Origin of the sequence: Vibrio sp. B4-6 (assembly GCF_963888245.1) — a bacterium.
In the GTDB taxonomy this organism is placed as follows: Bacteria; Pseudomonadota; Gammaproteobacteria; order Enterobacterales; family Vibrionaceae; genus Vibrio; species Vibrio anguillarum.
The window spans coordinates 410,913-431,248 of sequence record NZ_CAWPIM010000033.1; the positions used below are offsets into that span (position 1 = coordinate 410,913).

The 20,336-nt window shown below is 45.2% G+C and carries 21 protein-coding genes, 2 tRNA genes, 1 rRNA gene, 1 pseudogene and 1 riboswitch; of the genes and pseudogenes, 6 read left to right on the forward strand and 19 right to left on the reverse strand.

Translation table 11 applies throughout. The features are described 5' to 3' along the window. Positions 1–50 precede the first annotated feature (50 nt). Positions 51–524, forward strand: a pseudogene (locus AACV20_RS11210) (IS3 family transposase); the annotation flags it as partial. Here AACV20_RS11210 and AACV20_RS11215 read toward each other — a convergent pair. From AACV20_RS11215 to ftnA, 5 genes are all read right to left on the reverse strand, one after another. Further along, positions 443–853 carry a TnsA endonuclease N-terminal domain-containing protein gene (locus tag AACV20_RS11215; RefSeq protein ID WP_306685471.1) on the reverse strand — a complete coding sequence of 137 codons (411 nt, stop codon included), beginning with the start codon at positions 851–853 and terminating at the stop codon, positions 443–445. The pseudogene AACV20_RS11210 and the gene AACV20_RS11215 overlap by 82 nt on opposite strands. 250 nt (positions 854–1,103) lie before the next feature. Next, positions 1,104–2,291 (reverse strand): NAD(P)/FAD-dependent oxidoreductase, encoded by a 1,188-nt coding sequence (locus AACV20_RS11220; protein ID WP_170907300.1) that lies wholly within the window; start codon positions 2,289–2,291, stop codon positions 1,104–1,106. 142 nt (positions 2,292–2,433) lie between these two features. After that, positions 2,434–3,255, reverse strand: a complete 822-nt coding sequence (locus tag AACV20_RS11225) for an HDOD domain-containing protein (RefSeq protein WP_019282127.1) — start codon at positions 3,253–3,255, stop codon at positions 2,434–2,436. A gap of 145 nt (positions 3,256–3,400) precedes the next feature. Further along, a complete protein-coding gene (uspB, locus tag AACV20_RS11230) occupies positions 3,401–3,724 on the reverse strand; it encodes a universal stress protein UspB (protein ID WP_010319583.1) in 324 nt (107 codons plus the stop codon). A gap of 70 nt (positions 3,725–3,794) precedes the next feature. After that, complete coding sequence (ftnA, locus tag AACV20_RS11235) at positions 3,795–4,322, reverse strand: non-heme ferritin (protein ID WP_013855622.1); 528 nt, start codon at positions 4,320–4,322, stop codon at positions 3,795–3,797. A 154-nt stretch (positions 4,323–4,476) separates the two neighbouring features. On the opposite strand from ftnA, the gene AACV20_RS11240 reads away from it, so the two are divergent. Together AACV20_RS11240 and AACV20_RS11245 are read left to right on the forward strand one after the other, a co-directional pair. Beyond that, on the forward strand, positions 4,477–4,902 hold the full coding sequence (locus tag AACV20_RS11240) for a universal stress protein (RefSeq protein WP_170907301.1): 426 nt from the start codon (positions 4,477–4,479) through the stop codon (positions 4,900–4,902). Between the two features lie 56 nt (positions 4,903–4,958). Beyond that, entirely contained in the window at positions 4,959–5,834 is an 876-nt protein-coding gene (locus tag AACV20_RS11245) for a carboxylate/amino acid/amine transporter (RefSeq protein WP_026028509.1), read from the forward strand. Between the two features lie 134 nt (positions 5,835–5,968). Here AACV20_RS11245 and AACV20_RS11250 read toward each other — a convergent pair whose 3' ends face one another. Further along, a complete protein-coding gene (locus AACV20_RS11250) occupies positions 5,969–6,415 on the reverse strand; it encodes a hypothetical protein (protein WP_013855620.1) in 447 nt (148 codons plus the stop codon). 111 nt (positions 6,416–6,526) lie between these two features. After that, positions 6,527–7,306, reverse strand: a complete 780-nt coding sequence (locus tag AACV20_RS11255; RefSeq protein ID WP_170907302.1) for a class I SAM-dependent methyltransferase — start codon at positions 7,304–7,306, stop codon at positions 6,527–6,529. A gap of 155 nt (positions 7,307–7,461) precedes the next feature. Between AACV20_RS11255 and asnC the strand changes: the two genes are divergently transcribed. Next, positions 7,462–7,926 carry a transcriptional regulator AsnC gene (gene asnC, locus AACV20_RS11260; RefSeq protein ID WP_010319577.1) on the forward strand — a complete coding sequence of 155 codons (465 nt, stop codon included), beginning with the start codon at positions 7,462–7,464 and terminating at the stop codon, positions 7,924–7,926. A 77-nt stretch (positions 7,927–8,003) separates the two neighbouring features. Here asnC and tsrA read toward each other — a convergent pair whose 3' ends face one another. Beyond that, on the reverse strand, positions 8,004–8,285 hold the full coding sequence (gene tsrA, locus AACV20_RS11265) for an H-NS-like global regulator TsrA (protein ID WP_017044523.1): 282 nt from the start codon (positions 8,283–8,285) through the stop codon (positions 8,004–8,006). A 90-nt stretch (positions 8,286–8,375) separates the two neighbouring features. Beyond that, complete coding sequence (locus AACV20_RS11270; RefSeq protein WP_010319414.1) at positions 8,376–9,575, reverse strand: multidrug effflux MFS transporter; 1,200 nt, start codon at positions 9,573–9,575, stop codon at positions 8,376–8,378. Between the two features lie 116 nt (positions 9,576–9,691). On the opposite strand from AACV20_RS11270, the gene AACV20_RS11275 reads away from it, so the two are divergent. After that, on the forward strand, positions 9,692–10,633 hold the full coding sequence (locus tag AACV20_RS11275; RefSeq protein ID WP_026027502.1) for a LysR family transcriptional regulator: 942 nt from the start codon (positions 9,692–9,694) through the stop codon (positions 10,631–10,633). Positions 10,634–10,785: 152 nt separating this feature from the next. After that, a complete protein-coding gene (locus AACV20_RS11280; RefSeq protein WP_170907303.1) occupies positions 10,786–12,576 on the forward strand; it encodes an aminopeptidase P family protein in 1,791 nt (596 codons plus the stop codon). A gap of 191 nt (positions 12,577–12,767) precedes the next feature. Here AACV20_RS11280 and thiH read toward each other — a convergent pair whose 3' ends face one another. The 10 genes from thiH to rrf all read right to left on the reverse strand — a co-directional run bounded on the left by thiH (position 12,768) and on the right by rrf (position 20,241). Next, positions 12,768–13,880 (reverse strand): 2-iminoacetate synthase ThiH, encoded by a 1,113-nt coding sequence (gene thiH, locus AACV20_RS11285; protein WP_088721462.1) that lies wholly within the window; start codon positions 13,878–13,880, stop codon positions 12,768–12,770. Between the two features lie 2 nt (positions 13,881–13,882). After that, positions 13,883–14,647 (reverse strand): thiazole synthase, encoded by a 765-nt coding sequence (locus tag AACV20_RS11290; protein WP_170907304.1) that lies wholly within the window; start codon positions 14,645–14,647, stop codon positions 13,883–13,885. Further along, positions 14,648–14,857, reverse strand: coding sequence for a sulfur carrier protein ThiS (thiS, locus tag AACV20_RS11295; RefSeq protein WP_017048427.1), 210 nt, complete (start codon positions 14,855–14,857; stop codon positions 14,648–14,650). Beyond that, entirely contained in the window at positions 14,845–15,633 is a 789-nt protein-coding gene (locus tag AACV20_RS11300) for a HesA/MoeB/ThiF family protein (protein ID WP_170907305.1), read from the reverse strand. Before AACV20_RS11300 ends, thiS begins: the two co-directional genes overlap by 13 nt. Further along, a complete protein-coding gene (gene thiE / locus AACV20_RS11305) occupies positions 15,623–16,918 on the reverse strand; it encodes a thiamine phosphate synthase (RefSeq protein WP_170907306.1) in 1,296 nt (431 codons plus the stop codon). Before thiE ends, AACV20_RS11300 begins: the two co-directional genes overlap by 11 nt. Before the next feature lie 4 nt (positions 16,919–16,922). Beyond that, positions 16,923–18,872: a phosphomethylpyrimidine synthase ThiC gene (gene thiC / locus AACV20_RS11310; RefSeq protein ID WP_170907307.1), complete on the reverse strand. Its 1,950-nt coding sequence runs from the start codon at positions 18,870–18,872 to the stop codon at positions 16,923–16,925. A gap of 108 nt (positions 18,873–18,980) precedes the next feature. Continuing rightward, a riboswitch (TPP riboswitch) is annotated at positions 18,981–19,079 on the reverse strand. 52 nt (positions 19,080–19,131) lie between these two features. After that, positions 19,132–19,515, reverse strand: coding sequence for a fluoride efflux transporter CrcB (gene crcB / locus AACV20_RS11315; RefSeq protein WP_013855606.1), 384 nt, complete (start codon positions 19,513–19,515; stop codon positions 19,132–19,134). A 367-nt stretch (positions 19,516–19,882) separates the two neighbouring features. Beyond that, positions 19,883–19,959, reverse strand: a tRNA-Trp gene (locus AACV20_RS11320). A gap of 60 nt (positions 19,960–20,019) precedes the next feature. Next, positions 20,020–20,096: transfer RNA gene (locus AACV20_RS11325), tRNA-Asp, on the reverse strand. 29 nt (positions 20,097–20,125) lie between these two features. Beyond that, positions 20,126–20,241, reverse strand: a 5S ribosomal RNA gene (rrf, locus tag AACV20_RS11330). Positions 20,242–20,336: the final 95 nt, after the last annotated feature.

Consider the following 20,336-nt stretch of genomic DNA (forward strand, 5'->3'; position numbering starts at 1 on the left):
ACGCTGGGTTCTTAGGGAGACGGCACTTGGTAACAAGTGTCGTCCACCCGACAGGTAATCGGTGGATGTATTTAGCGGTCGTTATCGATCTTTTTGCCCGCAAAGTGATCGGTTGGTCAATGTCTTTGTCGCCTGATAGTCGGTTGACAGGTAAAGCGCTGTCTATGGCCTATGAATCTCGCGGAAAGCCAAAAGGTGTCATGTTCCATAGCGATCAAGGCAGTCATTATACTAGCCGTAAATACCGTCAATTACTGTGGCGCTTTCAAATAAAACAGAGTTTATCTCGCCGAGGAAACTGTTGGGATAATGCGCCGATAGAACGCTTCTTTAGAAGTCTGAAGACGGAATGGGTGCCAACTGTGGGTTATCGTAGCTTCGCTGAGGCTCAACAAGAGATCACCCGCTACATTATCGGATATTACTGCCAACTCAGGCCACATCAGTATAACGGTGGTCTAACTCCCAATGAATCAGAACGATTATATTGGGAAAACTCTAAAACCGTGGCCAATTTTAGTTGACCACTACAGAACTTGATCCCTAGTAGCTCCCAGAAAACACGCTCGATATCTATTTTTTCAAGCACCCTTAAGTAACTAGAGTCATCTTCGGGTTTAACAGAAACAGCGTGATATACAGTACCTTTTGGGGAGTCTATCGTGAGCAACTGATCTGTTGTAATTATCACTGGTTCTTTCGTTTTCGGGTGCTTGGGGTGTTCAACACCAAGGGTTTTAGCAATTTTCTGAGTGAGGTTTAGAGGAAAAAGGGGAAACTGTTCTCTAATATCAACTACTTGATGGGAAAACTCAGCAAGATGGAAATGCTCACTCTCTATTGAAGACATCATATGGTGGTCTCTTTGAGACTTCCTACCATAAATCAGTGAGCGTGTACCTTTAGATTTTACATCCTGAATCCTAAGCCAAGGTTTGTAGTTAGCACCTTAACCCTTCCCATATTTGTTCCTTAAATGCCGTTGATAATCATCCAACGACTCAATTTTTCGACCACGTCCATACTAAATCCAATACAGCTTACCTGCATAGAGCATAGTAATGCGCATCACTACGGGCAAACTTTATTGTCTCTACACAAGCTTACACCCATTGTCCGGCGACATAGCCGCTTGACCAACACCATTGGAAATTATAGCCGCCAAGCCAGCCCGTCACATCCATTACCTCACCAATAAAATAGAGGCCCGGAACCGATTTGCATTCCATGGTTTTCGATGAGAGGCAATCGGTGTCTACGCCACCTAATGTGACTTCGGCTGTGCGATAACCTTCAGTACCATTGGGAAGAATCGGCCAATGTTGTAAGTCGTGTGCGATAGCGGTTATTTCGTGTGGGTTTAACTGTTTGAGCGGTTTATCGACAAAAGCTTTGCGCTCAATCAGCACTTCAACCAAACGCTTAGGCAGTACTTTCGCGAGTGTGTTTTTTAAGCTTTGATTTGGGTGCGCTTCACGTGATTCATTCAATAGCCGCTCGATGTCTACTTCCGGTATTAAGTTGATACTGACCTTCTGCCCCGCTTTCCAGTAAGAAGAAATTTGCAACACCGCCGGCCCAGATAAACCACGATGAGTAAACAGCAGTGCTTCTTTAAACACAGTGCCATCTTCAGTAGTGATTTCAGTTGGAATGGCAATGCCGGCCAGTTCGGCGAAATCTTCTTTATCTTGTTTATGCAGTGTAAAAGGCACGAGCCCGGCCGTGGTTGGGATCACCGCCAGTCCAAACTGCTCTGCAATTTTGTAACCAAAAGGAGTCGCACCAAGCTTGGGCATCGACAAGCCACCCGTTGCGACCACCAGTGACTGGCATTGGATAGGCCCGTCATTGGTGGTGAGCTGAAAGCCGTTTGGCACCTTATCTATCGATTGAATCTCGACTTGATAACGCTGCTTGACCGTCGGTAAATCGCACTCTTTTAGCAACATATTGACGATGTCCTTCGCCGAATCAAGGCAAAAGAGCTGGCCATGATCGCGCTCTTCAAACGCAATATTGTATTTACTGACCAGCGAGATAAAGTCCCACTGGCTGTACTGCGATAACGCTGATTTAACGAAATGGGGATTGCGGCATAAGTAGTTAGCGGCCGATAGTTCATAATTGGTGAAATTACAGCGACCGCCACCTGAGATCAAAATTTTACGGCCAGGCTTTTTGGCATGATCGAGAACGCATACGCTGCGCCCGCGCAGGCCAGCTTGCGCGGCGCACATTAGCCCGGCGGCGCCAGCACCAATAACGACAACATCAAACGACTGACTCATGCTTTCACCTTCATTTAACTAGACGCATACGCACCTAATGACAAACAAAAAGGATGCAGCGCTAGTAGCGTACATCCTTATCAATGGGGGACATTTTAACGACTAATTGAGTGAAGACAAGGTTAATCCACCAGCGACGGTATTAGACGAGCTGCTCGGCAAGCTCGCGCCCTTTTCCGCGAACGGCGTCAATTGTTTCAGCAAATGTGGCAGAGATTGCCAGTACACGAGCATCTGGGTGCTCAGCCAGAAATAAGCGTTTTTCTTTTTCGGTCAGGATGTCCCATTGATGGTGGATATCACGGGCAAAATGCAATACACGGGCAAGTTTTGGTGAAAGCTGCGCTTTTTCTGGCTGCGCAGAGTAGGCGATCGCATCGACCATCTCATCAGGAAACTTCCAAGCTTTGGCTAGCTTCGCCCCCAGTACATTCGCATCGGTATGGATGATTTGCTGTTGTGCTTCTAGTTCAACTTCACCAGCATCAACACAAAGGCGAATTTTCAACGCTTCTTGCGGCGCTAATGTGTGGATCATCAATTGGCCAATGTTGTGCAATATTCCGGTAGTAAAAACGCTATTGGCATCGAGTTTACAAGCGGCCCCCAGTTTGCTGGCGATAATGGCAATTTCAAAGGTATCGGACCAATATTGCTGCAGATCCAAGGTGTCAATTTTAGGAAAAGCACTGGATAATACCGATGCCACCACCATAGTTCTCACCGAGCCACTTCCGACACGAATCACCGCATCATTGATAGAGGCCACTGTGCGGCTTCCGCCAAAATGTGCCGAATTTGCAAGGCGAAGCAGCCGCGCACTCAACACTTGTTCCATGGCAATTTTTTTTGTGAGCGCACCAAAATCGACCTCTTCCTTATTAACCATTTCGAGTAGTTCTTGTAATACTTGTTGAATACGAGGTAACTCATTCAAACGTGCGAGCAGTGCTTTTTCATCCATTATTTTTCTCCTTTCGATTGCTCTTGCTAATAATAGTCGCCGCACAATGAAGATGCATAATAGTGAAGAAATAAGTCGATGACTTTATACAGACGATAAAAAAGGAGCACGATAGCTCCTTTAATCAATACAATGACTGGCTCAGTTATACGATACAAGCCGCGAAGGTTGTCACCGCCAGCAATGACATCGACAAGATAAACAGCGCTCTAACGCGATCACACTTGCCCGTAAATAGGGGATCGTGGTGATGGTGATACTCTTTACCTTTCAAATAGTGGAAAAGACGAACCTGCTTGGTGACATTACCGTGAGTGGTAAAAAAGCCACCGCCATCCACTTGTTGATAAAGCAATGGATGAGCTTCACGCATGATGTAAATAAGTGAGCGTAGCGCCGTAAGATACCTGACTAGGTTAACCCCAGTGACCAGCATTAGCGCAAATAAAATTGTATCCCCAGTGATCATCTTTTCCTCCCTACACCTTTGCATAGAACCCAAAGAAAAAGACGATCGCTTCATACTCTTTCTGCTGCGATTACACAGCTTGGGTATCCATTACAGAAGATGAGCCGGCTTTTGCCATTGCGGCTAGGTCTTTGTCGATGAAGAACAGCGCCTTACCATCATCACCCACAAGCTCTAGCTTATCTAAAATCCCTTTAAACAACTTCTCTTCTTCATGTTGCTCCGCAACGTACCACTGAAGGAAGTTAAACGTTGAGTAGTCTTGAGATGTGAACGCCGCATGAGCGAGTTTATTAATCTGCTGAGTAATCATCTGCTCATGTTGATAAGTTTCGCGAAACACTTCACCAAGGCTCGTAAACTTATGTTTTGGCGCTGCGATCGCACCAAGGATAGGCAGTGCACCCGTTTCACTCACGTAGGTGAATAAACGCTGCATGTGCTGCATTTCTTCTACGGCATGAGCGCGTAAAAACTCGGCAGCACCTTCAAATCCTTTATCTTCACACCAAGCACTCATTTGTAAGTATAGATTGGATGAAAAAAATTCCAGATTAATTTGTTCATTCAGTTTTTCAACCATAGCTTGTGACAACATGTCGACTCCTAGTTTATGTAACGATTTGAATTGACTATACCATGAACCTCACCATAACACTTTGAGTCAGGTATGCGGATATGAGATCACGGCGACAAAAAACTCTCGGCCTCAGTGCTAATCTTTAATCAGTACCCCATCAGGAGATAATACAATGAGTTATCAACATATTTTGGTTGCCATTGATCTTTCAGAAGACAGTAAACTCTTAGTCGACAAAGCTGTTGCACTGGCAAAACCACTCGATGCTGACGTTTCTTTCATTCACATTGATGTCAACTATGCCGAGCTGTATACCGGACTCATTGATATCAATTTAGCAGAAACTCAACATCACGCGATGGAAGCGTCACAAAAGCAGCTGCAAGCCTTAGCGGAACACGCGCAATACCCTATCCGCCATACACTAGTAGGCAGCGGCGACCTCAGTAATGAGCTATGCGAAACCATCGCTGAATTCAGTATTGATTTGGTGGTCTGCGGTCATCATCAAGATTTTTGGAGCAAGTTACTCTCATCCACTCGGCAACTGATTAACTGTTCGCCAGTCGACATGCTTGTAATACCACTTCACGACTGACGACAAGCCAAAACTCAGTTAGACTGCGGGTTATTTACTGTTCAGCGTTGTTTGTTATGGCCTATCTCTCTGCAGTCACCCTACTTTGGGCATTTTCATTTAGCTTGATCGGCGTTTATCTCGCCGGTCAAGTTGATTCTTGGTTCGCGGTTTGGATGCGCGTTGCATTAGCGAGCTTAGTATTTCTACCTTTGATCAGGTTTAAAACCGTTCCCGCTCCGTTGATCGCTAAGTTGATGACCATTGGTGGAATTCAACTGGGCCTGATGTACTGTTTCTACTATCAATCATTTTTACTACTATCGGTTCCTGAAGTTTTGCTGTTTACGGTGTTTACACCAATCTACGTCACGCTGATCTACGATCTACTGAAAGGCCGCTTTTCTCCGTGGTACTTAGTGACGGCGGCCATTGCCGTAATCGGTGCCGTTTTTATTAAATTTGCGGCAATAAACGAGCACTTTTTGCTGGGCTTTTTGGTAGTGCAAGGGGCTAACCTCTGTTTTGCTATCGGCCAAGTCGCTTATAAATACGTCATGGAAAAAGAGACCATTACTTTAGCGCAACACAGCGTATTCGGTTATTTCTACTTAGGTGCATTGGTGGTAGCAAGCGTGGCATTTTTACTGTTTGGCAATAGTGAAAAACTGCCCACTACCTCTTTGCAATGGGGTATTTTGATCTACTTAGGGGTAATTGCTTCTGGGCTTGGTTACTTCGTGTGGAACAAAGGAGCCTGTTTAGTCAACGCAGGCGCATTAGCGATTATGAATAATGCGCTGGTTCCCGCAGGATTAGTGGTGAACATTCTGATTTGGAATCGCGACGTAGATTTAATGCGCCTTGCAATTGGCGGCGTGATCATTTTGCTCTCACTGTGGGTCAATGAAACTTGGGTAAAGCGCAAAGTCGCTGCCAGCCGTACTCACTGAATCAGGTTGAGCGTTAAAAACAACAAAGCCCGCAATCATCGCGGGCTTTGTTGTTGAAAAAGGGGCTATCGTGGCTCGGTTTAACTCACCATCTGTTTTCAGTAAACCATCTATTTTTAGTAAACTATCTGTTTTTAGTGAATCTGCCGTTGTAGTGAACGTTCACTAACCGAAGAAATTCGTTGATTCACATCGGCAAACTTTACTTGTAATGCAGGGTGTTTCTTTAACAGTTTTTGCTGCTGTTTCAGCACTTTTTCTAACTTCTTCAGTACTTTTTTTTGTTTTTTTAACGCTTTCTTGTTCTGTTTTTCCGATCTCTTGGCGGCCTTTTTACCTTTGTCCGTCATGCCATTTGACGTACCAGAGCGCAGTTGTTTTTTCCCTTCCGAAACAAGCTTTGTCGATGCACTCGGAATAGCAGCAGGCTTACACAACGTGTTTTTATCCGATGATGAACGAGCACATGAGCGACAAAGAAATTTTGGCGCAGCCACAATCTGATGGATATCCCCAAGCTGGCTAGTAATATCGTGTCGGTTCAATTTGCATAAACGCTTATTCATGTACGCCTCGATCACGAATAGGAATAATTATTAGTTAGATATACAATTCCAAACACGATTAAGCAAGCACTAAATTACATCTATGGGCAACGAGATTTTCTCGCCAAAGCTAACGTATTGAATGCGTTAGATCATCGCCGCTTTCACATACACATCAAAACGATTTTTCTTGGTTTCAATCGCCATACTCGGCTTCTGTTTGTCTAACCAATCGGCATAGTCAGGACGCTTCACCACCACGCGTTTGGTCGCCAAACTCAAGGCTGGGTTTAATAATGCATCAGCATCCAAGTCAGCGCCCACCAGCGATTGAAAGACGCGCATCTCCTTTTTTACCAAAGCCGTTTGTTTTTTACTTTCCGGGTGCGGGTACATGGGGTCAAGATACACCACATCTGGCTTTACAAAATTTTCATCTTGCGCCAGTTTTTCGAGCGCATCATGACTCGAAGCGTGAAGTAACGACATTCGCTCGCTTACCCAGCCACCAATCTCTGCATCTTGCTTGGCACGCTCTAAACCATCATCGAGCAGCGCGGCCACAACGGGATGCCGCTCGACCATTTGCACTTTACAGCCGAGCGAGGCCAACACAAAAGCATCACGACCTAACCCGGCCGTTGCATCTAACACGGTCGGTGTCGCTCCTTTGTTTAGTCCAGCAGCTTTGGCTATCGACTGACCTTTACCGCCACCAAATTTACGTCGGTGAGCAACCGCCCCCGTGACTAAATCGACATAAATAGCGCCGAGTTTAGGCTCATCCAGTTTACGCAACTCAAGATGATACTGAGTTAATACCAAGGAAAATTGGCTCTCAGCGCATGGTTTTAATCCCCAACGCGCGGCTAATGTATCCAAATGTGCTTGCTGAGCAGGAACTTCGCAAATCAGTTGTAGCTGCAAGTTAACTCCGAAACAAAGGAAATAATGAGGAGGCTTGAGTTTACCCAATTTTCACTGACGTGACTAAAGCTTATCGCTTTTCTTAAACGGCGGCTTACGAGAAACAACGACCAGTGATAAACTGAGCGAACCATTTCAATGATAAGGATGCTGTGATGCAAGCCACTACCGCTAAACTGGACGAACTCGACCGCGCCATTTTAAAAATTTTAATGGACGATGCACGCACGCCCTACGCAGAAATGGCCAAGCAGTTCAACGTTAGTCCTGCCACTATCCATGTTCGCATTGAAAAGATGAAATCGGCCGATATCATTCAGGGTACGGAAGTGATCGTCAATACCAAAAAATTGGGTTATGACGTGTGTTGTTTTATCGGTATCAATCTCAATGCCGCGCGAGACTACCATTCGGCGCTCGCCAAACTCAATGCGCTGGATGAAGTGGTGGAAGCCTATTACACCACAGGAGCCTATAATATTTTTGTGAAGTTAATGTGCCGCTCGATTGAAGAATTACAATTTGTGCTGATCGACAAATTACAGGCTATTGATGAAGTGCAATCCACAGAGACGCTTATTTCCTTGCAGAACCCGATTAACCGAAATGTGAATCCTTAATCACCGAAGCCGCAAACACCACGCAATAAAAAGCCCGAAACTAAATTCCGGGCTATGGCATCGGTACTGATAATAAATTATTTGTTCAGATAAGTTAAAAGCTCTTCAGCCGAAATACCCTGCTTTGCCAATTCCTTCGCCATGATTTCGACTTGCTCGCCTTTACGCGCTTCAATCACTTGTTGAAACTGAAAGACTAAATCACGCAGAACTGGTAATGGTACTTGTTTGGCGGCACTGCGAATACGCTCACTACTTTGGTTGCCTAATTCATTCAGCAATTTTCCGAACATGACCTTTTCTGGAGACTCGTCGAGTTGTTCCCAAATTCGAGCCATTTCATAGGTTGTCATTGACATTGTTGTTTCGTTTCCAAAGTGCAATTGAAATAATTAAGTGGCTAAATATACACCCGTTAAAAAGAATATAAAACAGCAGGTGACAATTTATTAATTCACCACTAATTGATGCCAATAACGCCCTGCTTTAGAAAACAGGATAAACAACGCTGGCGCAATCAGCCACATTTGCAGTGCAATTAATATCTGAGGTTCTAACCCAACACGCTGCATGGTACCAACTAACAGGCCAGCACCACTCATCTGAAACAAACCAAGCAGTGCTGCGGCGGTTCCCGCACGGTCACCAAATGGCGCCAGTGCTTTTCCTGCGGCCGCTCCCAGAATCCAAGCAAAACCGATTGATGACATAAAAATGGGCAGCATAAAGGCAATCGCCGTTTTCTGTTGTGCCAGCGCGACCATGGTAGTCCCCGCAACCAATAGCGTGCCAATTCCAACCACCAGCGCCATATGGGTACCAAACCTATCCATAAATTTCGGCGCACTTAGGCAGGCAACGATATTAATGATGGCATTGAGTCCAAACCAGAAAGTAAATTCGTTCATGGTTAATCCATAACCTTCCATCAATACCACTGGGGCAGAAGTGACATAGGCTAAAATAACCGCCATCGCTAACATACACAATGAAGCATGGAAGAGAAAAGATGGTGTTTTCAATACGGACCAGTAACGCGATAACTTAAAGAACGCTTGCTGTTCGGTGGCTTGTGGGTTGGTTTCTTTCATACCAATCACCATCATTAAACCCGCGACCACGGCAAAACCGGCCATAAAGCTGAAGTTACTGCGCCAGCCAAATTGCTGAGTTAACCAACTACCAAGGATTGGCGCTAATGCAGGAATAAAACAGATTGCACCATTTAAGTAGCTGATCATTTTGCCGCTACGTTGTGGGCCAAAAATATCGCGAACTGTTGCAAAAGCCGCTACCGATGTCGCGCACGCACCGAAGCCTTGTAGTAGCCGAGCCATCAGCATCCATTCAATACTTTGAGCGGCCCACGCCAAGCAAGCACTCAATGCATAAATACTGATCCCTCCTAATGCAACAGTTCGACGACCGAGTTTGTCCGCTAGCGGGCCAGCAAAGAGTTGACCGACTCCCATAGCAAACAGAAACCAAGTAATCGTATCTTGTGCATAAGCGTGTTCCACGTGAAACGTTTGAGAAATTTGCGGTAAAGCTGGTAGATAAATATCAATCGCTAACGGGCTAAACAGAACCAACAAAATCAGTAATGCCAATTGACGCTTGCTATGCGCGTCAGAGGTTATTTGCTTCACGAAACACTCCAGTAATGAGAAAGAACACACTTTTACAACTCGGCTATAATAGAGCAATGATGATATGAATAGAAATGGCTTATACTCATCACAATTATTCCCAAATGGAAATACAGATGAATATAGAAAAATTAGCCAGAATCGATCTTAATTTGCTTGTTTGTCTGTCCGTACTGCTAGAAGAACTGAACGTAACGCGCGCCGCCCATCGCCTCTGTTTGAGTCAATCTGCCGTCAGTAAATCGCTTGCCAAGCTTCGTCAGCAGTTTAATGACCCGTTGTTTATTCGTAATTCACATGGCTTAAAGGCAACGCCGCAAGCGCTCTATCTCAAACCCAAACTCGACACTCTCATCAATCAGCTCGAGCTACTCACTCAACCACAACAATTTTCACCACAAAGCAGTGAATACCGTTTTCATATTGCGGCAGTAGAAAGCGTCTACCCATTGATTCTCCCCCATTTTTTGCCCGCTATTTTCAGCCAAGGTCCAAATCTCAACATCAACACTCACTCATGGAACGATCAAACCTTTAAGAAATTGCAGCTTGGTGAGTTGGATTTAGGCATTACCGGCAAGGACATTGATATCAATGATGCCAAATTAACAATGCTGCCACCCAGTGATATCTGTGAGCAAGAGATCTATCGAGATAGCCAAATGTGCGTGGTACGTAAAGACCACCCAGCATTACGAGACAATTGGACGTTAGAGCGCTATTTATCGCTACGTCACGTACAAGTGCGCTGCGATGGTAATGATCGCTGGCTACTCGACTATCGCTTGGCGGATATCGGCCGAGAAAGGGACATCGCAATTACAGTACCGGATTTCAATAGTGCCGCCAGCCTTTGTACTTATACTGATTTTATCTTTACCGCGCCGAGCCACTTCACCCACCTAGTAGCCAAGCAGATGGATCTCGTCGTGTTGCCATTACCGATGGAGTTTCCACCTATGGCTTATACGTTATTTTGGCACAGAGACAGAGAAAGTGACCCCGCATTGAGCTGGTTAAGGCAGATGATCCAAACCAAAACACTGCATCTCAGGTGAAGCTGCGGTTTGCGCCAGTTCGATAAAAAGAGTAGCTTATTGAAGCTCGTCCCCATCGCCACAACCCCATAGACACAATAATAAAGTCAGGGTTCGCTATGGATTTGCACAGTTCCCTACAACGGACGGTTATGAGAAAGGATATAACACAGATGCATGATTCAATCGCACAACGCGTATCAGCCTTACGTGGCTGGCTCACACAACAAGGGCTTGATGCCATCATCATTCCACACGGAGATGAATATCTCGGGGAATATGTACCGCAACACAACGAACGCCTGCATTGGTTAACTGGTTTTACTGGCTCGGCAGGCGCGGCTGTGGTCACCCACGATAACGCGGCTATTTTTGTGGATGGCCGCTATACCGTGCAAGTTCGTAAACAAGTGCCAGAGGCAACCTTTGAGTACCGTCACTTGATTGAAGAGCCCGTTCTCGATTGGCTCCAAAGCGCATTGGTCTCAGGTAGTAAAGTGGGATTTGATCCGCGCATGCATCGAGCAAGCTGGCTTAAAGCGGCACAGGCAAAATTGTCTGATGAGTTACAGCTTATTGCCGTCGGCAGTAACCCAATCGATGAGTTATGGAAGGACCGTCCTAGCGCTGCAATTTCAGCAGTGCGCTTGATGGGTAATGAACTCGTCGGTATCAGTAGCCATGATAAGCGTGAGCAAATAGCTCATCAGCTGAGTAAGAAAAAGATTGATGCGGCGGTACTGACAGAACTTGATTCCATCTGCTGGCTGCTAAATATCCGTGGCCTTGATGTTTCCCGATTACCAGTATTACTTTCCCATGCCATTATTTATGCTGACTCCAGCGTCGATTTCTTCCTTGACCCTGCTCGTCTTCCTGCGGAATTTGACAAGCATGTCGGTGGCGGCGTTCGCGTTCACCATCCAGATCAATTAGAAAAGCAGCTTAACTTACTCGCAGGTAAAAAGGTGATGATCGATCCTGCTACCAGTAATGCATGGTTTACGCTGACTTTACAAAATTCCGCTGCTGAAATCATTAATGACGCCGATCCGTGCTTACTGCTAAAAGCAGCAAAAAATACAACCGAAGTCTCTGGAATGAAAGCGTGCCACGTGCGTGATGGTGTGGCGATGACGAAATTTCTTGCTTGGTTGGATAATGAAGTGGCTAGCCAAAGACTGCACGACGAAGGCTATTTATCTGACCGCTTACAAGCATTTAGAGAGGAAGATCCAACTCTAGCCGATCTTAGTTTTGATACTATTTCAGCAGCAGGCAGTAATGCAGCTATGTGCCATTACAACCACATCAACCAAGTAAAACCAGGACAATTAGCTCAAGACTCACTTTATCTTGTCGATTCTGGCGGCCAATATTGTGACGGTACGACTGACATTACGCGTACCATTGCTATTGGTAACCCCAGTGAAGAGATGAAAAAACAGTTCACTTTAGTGCTTAAAGGTCATATTGCACTAGCCAGAGCACGCTTTCCAAAAGGCACTTGTGGTCATCAGCTTGATGTGCTTGCCCGTCAGCACCTATGGGCTAATGGCTTCGATTATGATCATGGCACTGGTCATGGAGTCGGCCACTTTTTGAGTGTCCATGAAGGGCCACAACGCATCAGCAAAGTTTTCAACAACGTCGCACTGCTTCCGGGTATGGTACTGTCGAACGAACCCGGTTATTACCGTGCCGATGCGTTTGGCATTCGTATAGAAAACTTAGAACTGGTGGTCGAAGTTGAAACACAAGGTGATTTCTCTGTGTTGGGGTTTGAGTCACTCACGCGTTGCCCGATTGATAAGCGCGCGATCAACATCAATATGTTAACTCGACCAGAGCTCACATGGCTAAATGACTACCATCAAAAAGTATGGGATCAAGTTGGTCCACTCGTTGAGGGTGATAACAAAGCGTGGTTGCGCCAAGCGACGCTGCCTATTGAGCATGATTAAACAACAGCATGATAAAACAAATGCGCTGTAGGTAGTTTATCTGTAGTAACTTAACCTAGAAAGATGAAAGGCGACCTCGAGTCGCCTTTACTTTAACTTATGATTCTCTTAACTCGAACTCACCTTAATTAGCTAAATCATCATACTTTAATGCATCCATATGTTTCACGTGAAACGTGCAAGCCATAATCTCATCCAGAATAGGCAGCATGCCAATCTCGCCACACGACTTCAAAACCTTGCCCTTTAACAGCGGCGGCAACTTGTGCGGCTGTACGTTCATCGCTAATCACAAATTGCTCAAGTTCGGTCTCTTGCATTGCATAACCTCCAGGCTGTGTTTTTGATCCCGCCGATATGCTGGTGATCCCAAGTGGGATGAGCTTATCCCTAAAGTGCGCCGATTCGCGGGTAGAAAGCGAGAGTTCCACTTCTGAATTTAGCAAGCGAAATGCACAGATGAGCTGAACCAGTTGCTTGTCAGACATAACCGATTTAGGTTGCAGACCACCTTCACAAGGTCGCAAGCGAGGAAACGAAATCGAATAGCGCGTCTTCCAATATCTCTTTTCAAGATAATCCAGGTGAGCGGCCACGTAAAAACAATCGGCCCGCCAATCTTCCAAGCCAATCAAAGCGCCAAGACCAATCTTATCAATCCCTGCCCGGGCAAGTCGGTCCGGTGTTTCAAGGCGAAAGTTAAAATCCATTTTGTTGCCTCGCAGATGATGTAAAGCGTAAGTCGATGGATGATAAGTCTCTTGATATACCATTACCGCATCTAAACCTAAGCTCTTTAGCTCCGCATACTGCGCTTGCTGAAGCGGTTGAACCTCCATAGCAACATAGCTGACTTCACGCTTTATCAACGGCAGTATCTGCCGGAAATAGTTCATGCCTACTTTGGTTTCATGCTCACCGGTTACCAACAACACATTATCAAACTGCATCTGCTTGATAACTGCCAATTCACGTTCAACTTCATGCAAACTTAATGTACGCCGCTTAATGCGATTCTCCATCGAAAATCCACAATAAGTGCACGCATTGGCACACAAATTTGAAAGATAAAGCGGGATATAAAAAGAAAGAGTATTGCCAAAGCGTTGCCTCGTCAGTGCGTAAGAAAGTTGCGCTAACTGCTCGATATAAGGCTCAGCAGCAGGAGAGATTAATGCCTTAAAATCCTCCAAATCGCGCTTCTCTTTATGCAATGCTCGCTCGACATCTGACGCTGTTTTGGAACGGATTGATAACGCAATATCGTCCCAATCGAGTTGTTTGAAACGTTCTAAAAAGCTCATCGCTATTGATCCAAAAATGCAGTTAGAGGGCTGGATGCGATAGCATGATGAACCTGAGTTGCAAGCCCAGCCTCATAGGCCATTCGACCCGACTCCACCGCCAACTTAAATGCCAACGCCATTTGTATCGGATCGCGCGCGGCCGCAATTGCGGTGTTAACTAAGACAGCATCCGCGCCCAATTCCATCGCAAAAGCCGCATGCGAAGGCGCGCCAATACCGGCATCAATAATCACGGGTACACGAGCTTGGTTAATGATGATTTCTAAAAAATCTCGTGAGACCAGTCCCTTATTCGATCCAATTGGCGCACCTAATGGCATTACGGCCGCGCACCCCACCTCCTCTAAACGCTTACAGAGTACAGGGTCAGCATGACAATAAGGTAATACGATAAATCCATCTTTCACTAATTGTTCCGCTGCTTTTAACGTTTCGATAGGGTCAGGCATCAGATACTTAGGATCGGGATGAATTTCTAGCTTCAGCCACGATGTCGATAACGCTTCACGCGCTAAATGGGCGGCAAAAATCGCATCCTTCGCATTTTTCGCACCCGATGTGTTGGGTAAAAGATGGACGCCTGACTCGATAAGTGGCGCTAAAATATCATCATTTAGTTGATTAAGATCGACTCGCTTTAATGCCATTGTCGCCATTTGTGAGCCAGATGTGGCAATAGCTTTTGTCATTAACTCTCGGTTGGCAAATTTCCCCGTACCAGTGAACAGGCGAGATTCAAACAGTTTATTCGCTATCGTTAACATTTAGCCTCCTGCAATGGCTTGAAACAGCGATATTTGGTCGCCTTCACTTAATAGGGTCGTTGACCACGCACTACGTGGCACCACGCTCTGATTCAGGGCAAACACACAACCGGTAATAGCGATAGAAAGCAGTTTGGTGAGATCCGCAATACTGGTTCCCGCTGAAACTTGATGAAACTGCTGATTAATCTTGATGGTTATATCTGACATGTGGCTTCTCCCTTCATCTGATCAGTCTGTGGGTACCTACACACCTCGCACTGGGGATCTTTAACGACATTTAAGGTTTGGAATTGAAACAAATGAGCATCAAACAGTGTCAGTTGGTTAGCATTACGCATCGTCTGTCGAGTCAATATCATGATGGCTTGCAAAGCTTGCAGGGTTCCGATGATTCCGACGACAGGCCCCAGAATACCGAATTCATTACAACGCTGCGCGGCAGGCAGTTCGCTATCAGGCACTAAACAGTGATAACAAGGTGACAACGGCAGTTGATCAAAAGCAATGACTTGCCCCTTCCATCCAATAGCCGAACCTGAAATCAATGGCTTAATTAGTTTACGGCACAACTGGTTAATTTGCTGACGGCTGTGGATGTTATCCGTGCAGTCAAGAACGACATCAGCATTCAGCACTTCCAGTTCGAGCTGAGTACCAATAAGGCGTTTAGATATCGCTCTTACTCTGCAATTAACGTTGATGGCTTTAATTTGTTCTGCCATCGCATCGACTTTGGTTTGACCAATTTGCCTCTCTCGGTAGATCACCTGCCGAGGTAAGTTGCTGCTTTCAACTCGGTCATCATCCACTATTACCAGTTGTCCAATACCAGCACTCGCCAAATACAAAACGGCCGCAGACCCTAAACCACCACAACCAATAACCAGCACTCGGCTATCAAGTAAAGATTGCTGTCCATTCTCACCTATTTCAGGGAGCGCAAGTTGTCTTTGATAACGGATAAATTGCGCATCAGAAAGCATAATCACATACCTCCTCAGCACTACTTGGTAATCGGTTTTGTATGATTCGATTGAAACTATCAATGACCAACTGAGGTGATTTTGCTTCTGTTACTGCACGTACAACGGCCAAGCCTGATACATCGCACTGCCAAACTTGCAATGCGTTATCTAGGTTAATTCCGCCAATTGCAACTGTGGGTGTTTTTGCACTTACAACTTCATCTGAGTTGGCGGCACAACTTAAACTCTCAATTAGCTGCTGGTAAAGTTTCAACCTAACAAGCCCCTGTGGCTTAGAGGGCATAATTTTGGTGGTGGTTGGGAATATGTGACCCAAAGCGATATAGCTGGGATTTAGTGAAGCGATGTTCAGAATCTCATAATAGCCGTGAGTTGAAATGCCTAAACAGATCCCAGCTTGAGCAATTTGTGCTAAATCTGCATTGGTGAGATCTTCTTGTCCAAGATGAATGCCAAAAGCACCATGCTTTATCGCAAGCTGCCAATGATCATTAATGAAAACCTGTGCTTGATAGGCTTGTCCAAGCTCAATAGCGGCGATAATTTGTGATTCGAGATCAGGATGTGTTGAATCTTTTATTCGCAGTTGGATTGTCTTTACATCAAACTTCAATAACCGCTCGGCCCACTCAGCGCTATCCACAACAGGGTAAAGGCCAATATTTTTGTCTATCTTTGGAAAACAGATATGATTTTGTTTATCGTCAGCAAAGATGCCAGCTACTGAATGTTGTAGCTGAGGAAAATATCGGCTATCCGTTGGCCATGTTTCACGTGAAACACTCATTGCCGCGCGAGCAACCACTAAAGCATCCTCTAGTGGAAAGTCGAGACACAACAATGATAGAACCCAAGCAAAGTGCTCACTCTTTGCATAAGCAGCATGAGCATTCGTAAAATATCTTATACGACGCAGCTCTTCTCCGTGATACCACTCATCGACATAGTCGTGTGAGTCAGCAGCTGTCAGCCCTATCTTGACCAAACAGGTTTCTCGTTTCTGGGAGTGCTCAAATGGCATTTGAGCGCAAAAATTGACTTGGTATTGCAAGAATAAATTGGGCTTATCAGTTAAAACACTTAGTGCATCTTCGCACGAGGCTAAGCAATCGCTGCCAATCAAAGATGAGTATGAAGGCGTTACTAATTGACAATATAAAGTTGGGCTGGCACCCAAAAAAATATCATCGATACCAAAACCATGATGTTTGGCCAATAGCAAAACCTGCTGTACTTGAGCGGTCAACGCAATGTCATCACGGGGGATAAGTAATTGAATCATCTAATTACTCCTCGCTAACGACTGACCGTTGAGTAACAGCAGGATGATAAAGCTCTGATCCTGAGGCTTTAAACTCTTGTGATTTCTGTCTCATGCCTTGTAACGGGTCATCTAGCAGCGTAACGGAAATGAGCGCATCAGCAGCAACTTGCTTGGTATCTAGCGCATACTCTCGAACCTCTTGAGAGATTTTCATCGAGCAGAATTTCGGCCCGCACATAGAGCAAAAATGCGCAACTTTACCAGACTCTTGCGGAAGAGTTTCATCGTGAAAAGCACGCGCCGTAACTGGGTCTAATGCAAGATTGAATTGGTCTTCCCAACGAAACTCAAAACGTGCTTTCGATAACGCATTATCGCGCACTTGTGCTCCCGGGTGCCCTTTCGCAAGGTCTGCAGCATGTGCTGCCAATTTATAAGTAATTAAACCCGTTTTAACATCTTCTTTGTTTGGTAAACCAAGGTGCTCTTTCGGTGTTACATAGCAAAGCATCGCGCAACCATACCAGCCAATCATCGCAGCGCCAATGCCGGAAGTGATGTGATCATATCCCGGAGCAATATCGGTAGTTAATGGGCCCAAGGTATAGAATGGCGCTTCATGGCAATGCTTTAATTGTTCATCCATATTCTCTTTAATCAAATGCATGGGGATATGGCCAGGGCCTTCAATAATGACCTGTACATCATATTCCCACGCTATTTTGGTCAACTTACCTAAAGTGCGCAGCTCTGCAAATTGTGCTTCATCGTTAGCATCGGCAATGGATCCTGGCCGTAGTCCATCCCCTAAGGAAAGAGCGACGTCATACTTGGCGCAAATTTCACAAATTTCACGGAAATGAGTGTAAAGAAAACTCTCAGTATGATGGGCTAAACACCATTTAGCGATAATAGAGCCGCCACGCGAAACGATGCCAGTAACACGTTTCGCGGTCATTGGCACATAACGAAGCAATAAACCAGCATGAATTGTAAAGTAATCAACACCTTGCTCCGCTTGCTCAAGTAAGGTATCGCGCATTACTTCCCATGATAAATCCTCCGCAATACCATTTACTTTTTCCAATGCTTGATACATAGGCACAGTGCCAATCGGTACGGGGCTATTACGCAAAATCCATTCTCGAGTTTCGTGAATATTGCGCCCAGTAGAGAGATCCATCACGGTATCCCCACCCCAGCGGGTTGCCCATACCAATTTTTCAACCTCTTCTTCAATTGATGAAGAGACAGATGAGTTACCGATATTCGCATTCACTTTGACGAGAAAATTACGGCCAATGATCATCGGCTCTGATTCAGGATGGTTAATATTCGACGGGATAATGGCTCGTCCTTCGGCAACTTCACGACGCACAAACTCAGGAGTTATTCGCTTTGGTAGATTAGCCCCCAAATGAATCCCTGCATGTTGCTGGCTCAGCTGTGCATCCATACACTCTCCCCGTCGCGTATTTTCGCGAATGGCAATGTATTCCATTTCGGGTGTGATAACACCTTGCCGCGCATAATGAAGTTGAGTAACGCACTTCCCTTTCTTTGCTCGGCGTATGGCTGGCAAGTTCCCATAACGTAGTTCGTCCAATGTATCATCAGATAAACGTTCTTTAGTGTAAGCAGAACTGACCTCATCAAGCCACTCGGTATCATCCCGCTCAGCGATCCATTTTTCCCTTAATTTAGGCAAACCTTGATATAAGTCGATAGTATGAGATGGGTCGGTATAGACACCTGAAGTGTCATAAACGCATATAGATTCATTCGGTTGATAAATCGGTGAGGACTTTGTGCCCCCGACCAAGCTGTCAGCTAGTTTAATCTCACGCATTGGCACGCGGATATCCGAACGTGAACCAGTAATATAGATTTTAGAGGAATTTGGGTAGGGTTCGACAGACAATGTGTCAATGAATTGTTTGGCTTTCAGTCTCGCTTGTTTGCGACTCGACATAGCATCTTCCTTTTTGTACTAGGGATAAATGCTTGACGGATTAATGCACAAGAGTTGATCAAAATAGAGTTTTGATCTTAAGGATATAACGCTAGATAGATCACTAGCAGGTTATATTCTCTTGTTCCCTTCGCAGGTATTAGCCTGATCAGGTTCAACGGATCCCGAAAATACGGTCTCAGCCTTATGGCACTCCGACAAGTTGAGTCACGATTATAGGGAAAGACTATCCATTAACCAAGATGAAATTGTAATTTCGTTAACTTCTCATCAACAACTGGAAACCTATCCAAGCCGCTGAGATACTTAGCACCACGTTTAATAAGACATTAACACCCATTTTCAGAAAGGCTCCTTGCTGCATCAGCAATACATTATCCATAGAAAATGTAGAAAATGTGGTTAATGCACCCAAGAAACCCAAACCAATAATCTGGCGCCATGGCTCAGTTGCAAGTAATTCACTCTCAAAAGCAGCGATCAATAATCCCATAATAAATGAACCGACAACGTTAACGGTGAGCGTTCCATAAGGAAACCCGCGTCCTAACAAGAACACACATAGCTCGGTAACTAAATAACGTGCACATGCGCCAAATGCGCCACCTAATGCAATAAAACCTAAAATAGACAGCTGTCCCATAGCGAATTCCTAAAAGTAACCGTCGTTATTTTAACCGCTAAGCATAATAAATCGAACCTAATTACTAAAATAATCAAGGAAAGTTATGCTGATAATCTAGTGCTTTTAAAAAGTTACATCCGTCACTTACTGAGTAAATGGATAAGCTAAACCGCTCTTAATGCCAATTGAAGTAACAATATGATCTAATTAAGGCTATTTCACGCTCGGGATCGCTTTCTTAGATACAGCTTGAGTACAGAGAGCTGGCCACAAAAATGTGCCGAAGGGATGAGGTAAACGGAATTAGTTAATTTTTCGGATTGCTATCATAGAGGAAGTGAACAGATAGCAAAAAGCCTCAGCATTTCTGCAGAGGCTTGATAGATGGCAGGGGTGGAGAGATTCGAACTCCCAACACGCGGATTTGGAATCCGCTGCTCTGCCAGTTGGAGCTACACCCCTAAATAATTTATGCTTCTCATTGAAGAAAACCTCAACATGACTGCTGAGGCTCTTAATAAGTGGCGGAGCGGACGGGACTCGAACCCGCGACCCCCGGCGTGACAGGCCGGTATTCTAACCAACTGAACTACCGCTCCGCAGCGTGTCTGGTTAGACAATATTCAAAGCCTGGCGATGTCCTACTCTCACATGGGGAGACCCCACACTACCATCGGCGCTGTTGTGTTTCACTTCTGAGTTCGGCATGGAGTCAGGTGGGTCCACAACGCTATGGTCGCCAAGCAAATTTCTTAATTCGGAAAGCTGCTTCGTTCTCATTCACACATTCAATGTTCTTCCATTGAGTCCACAAAACCCCTTCGGTGTTGTATGGTTAA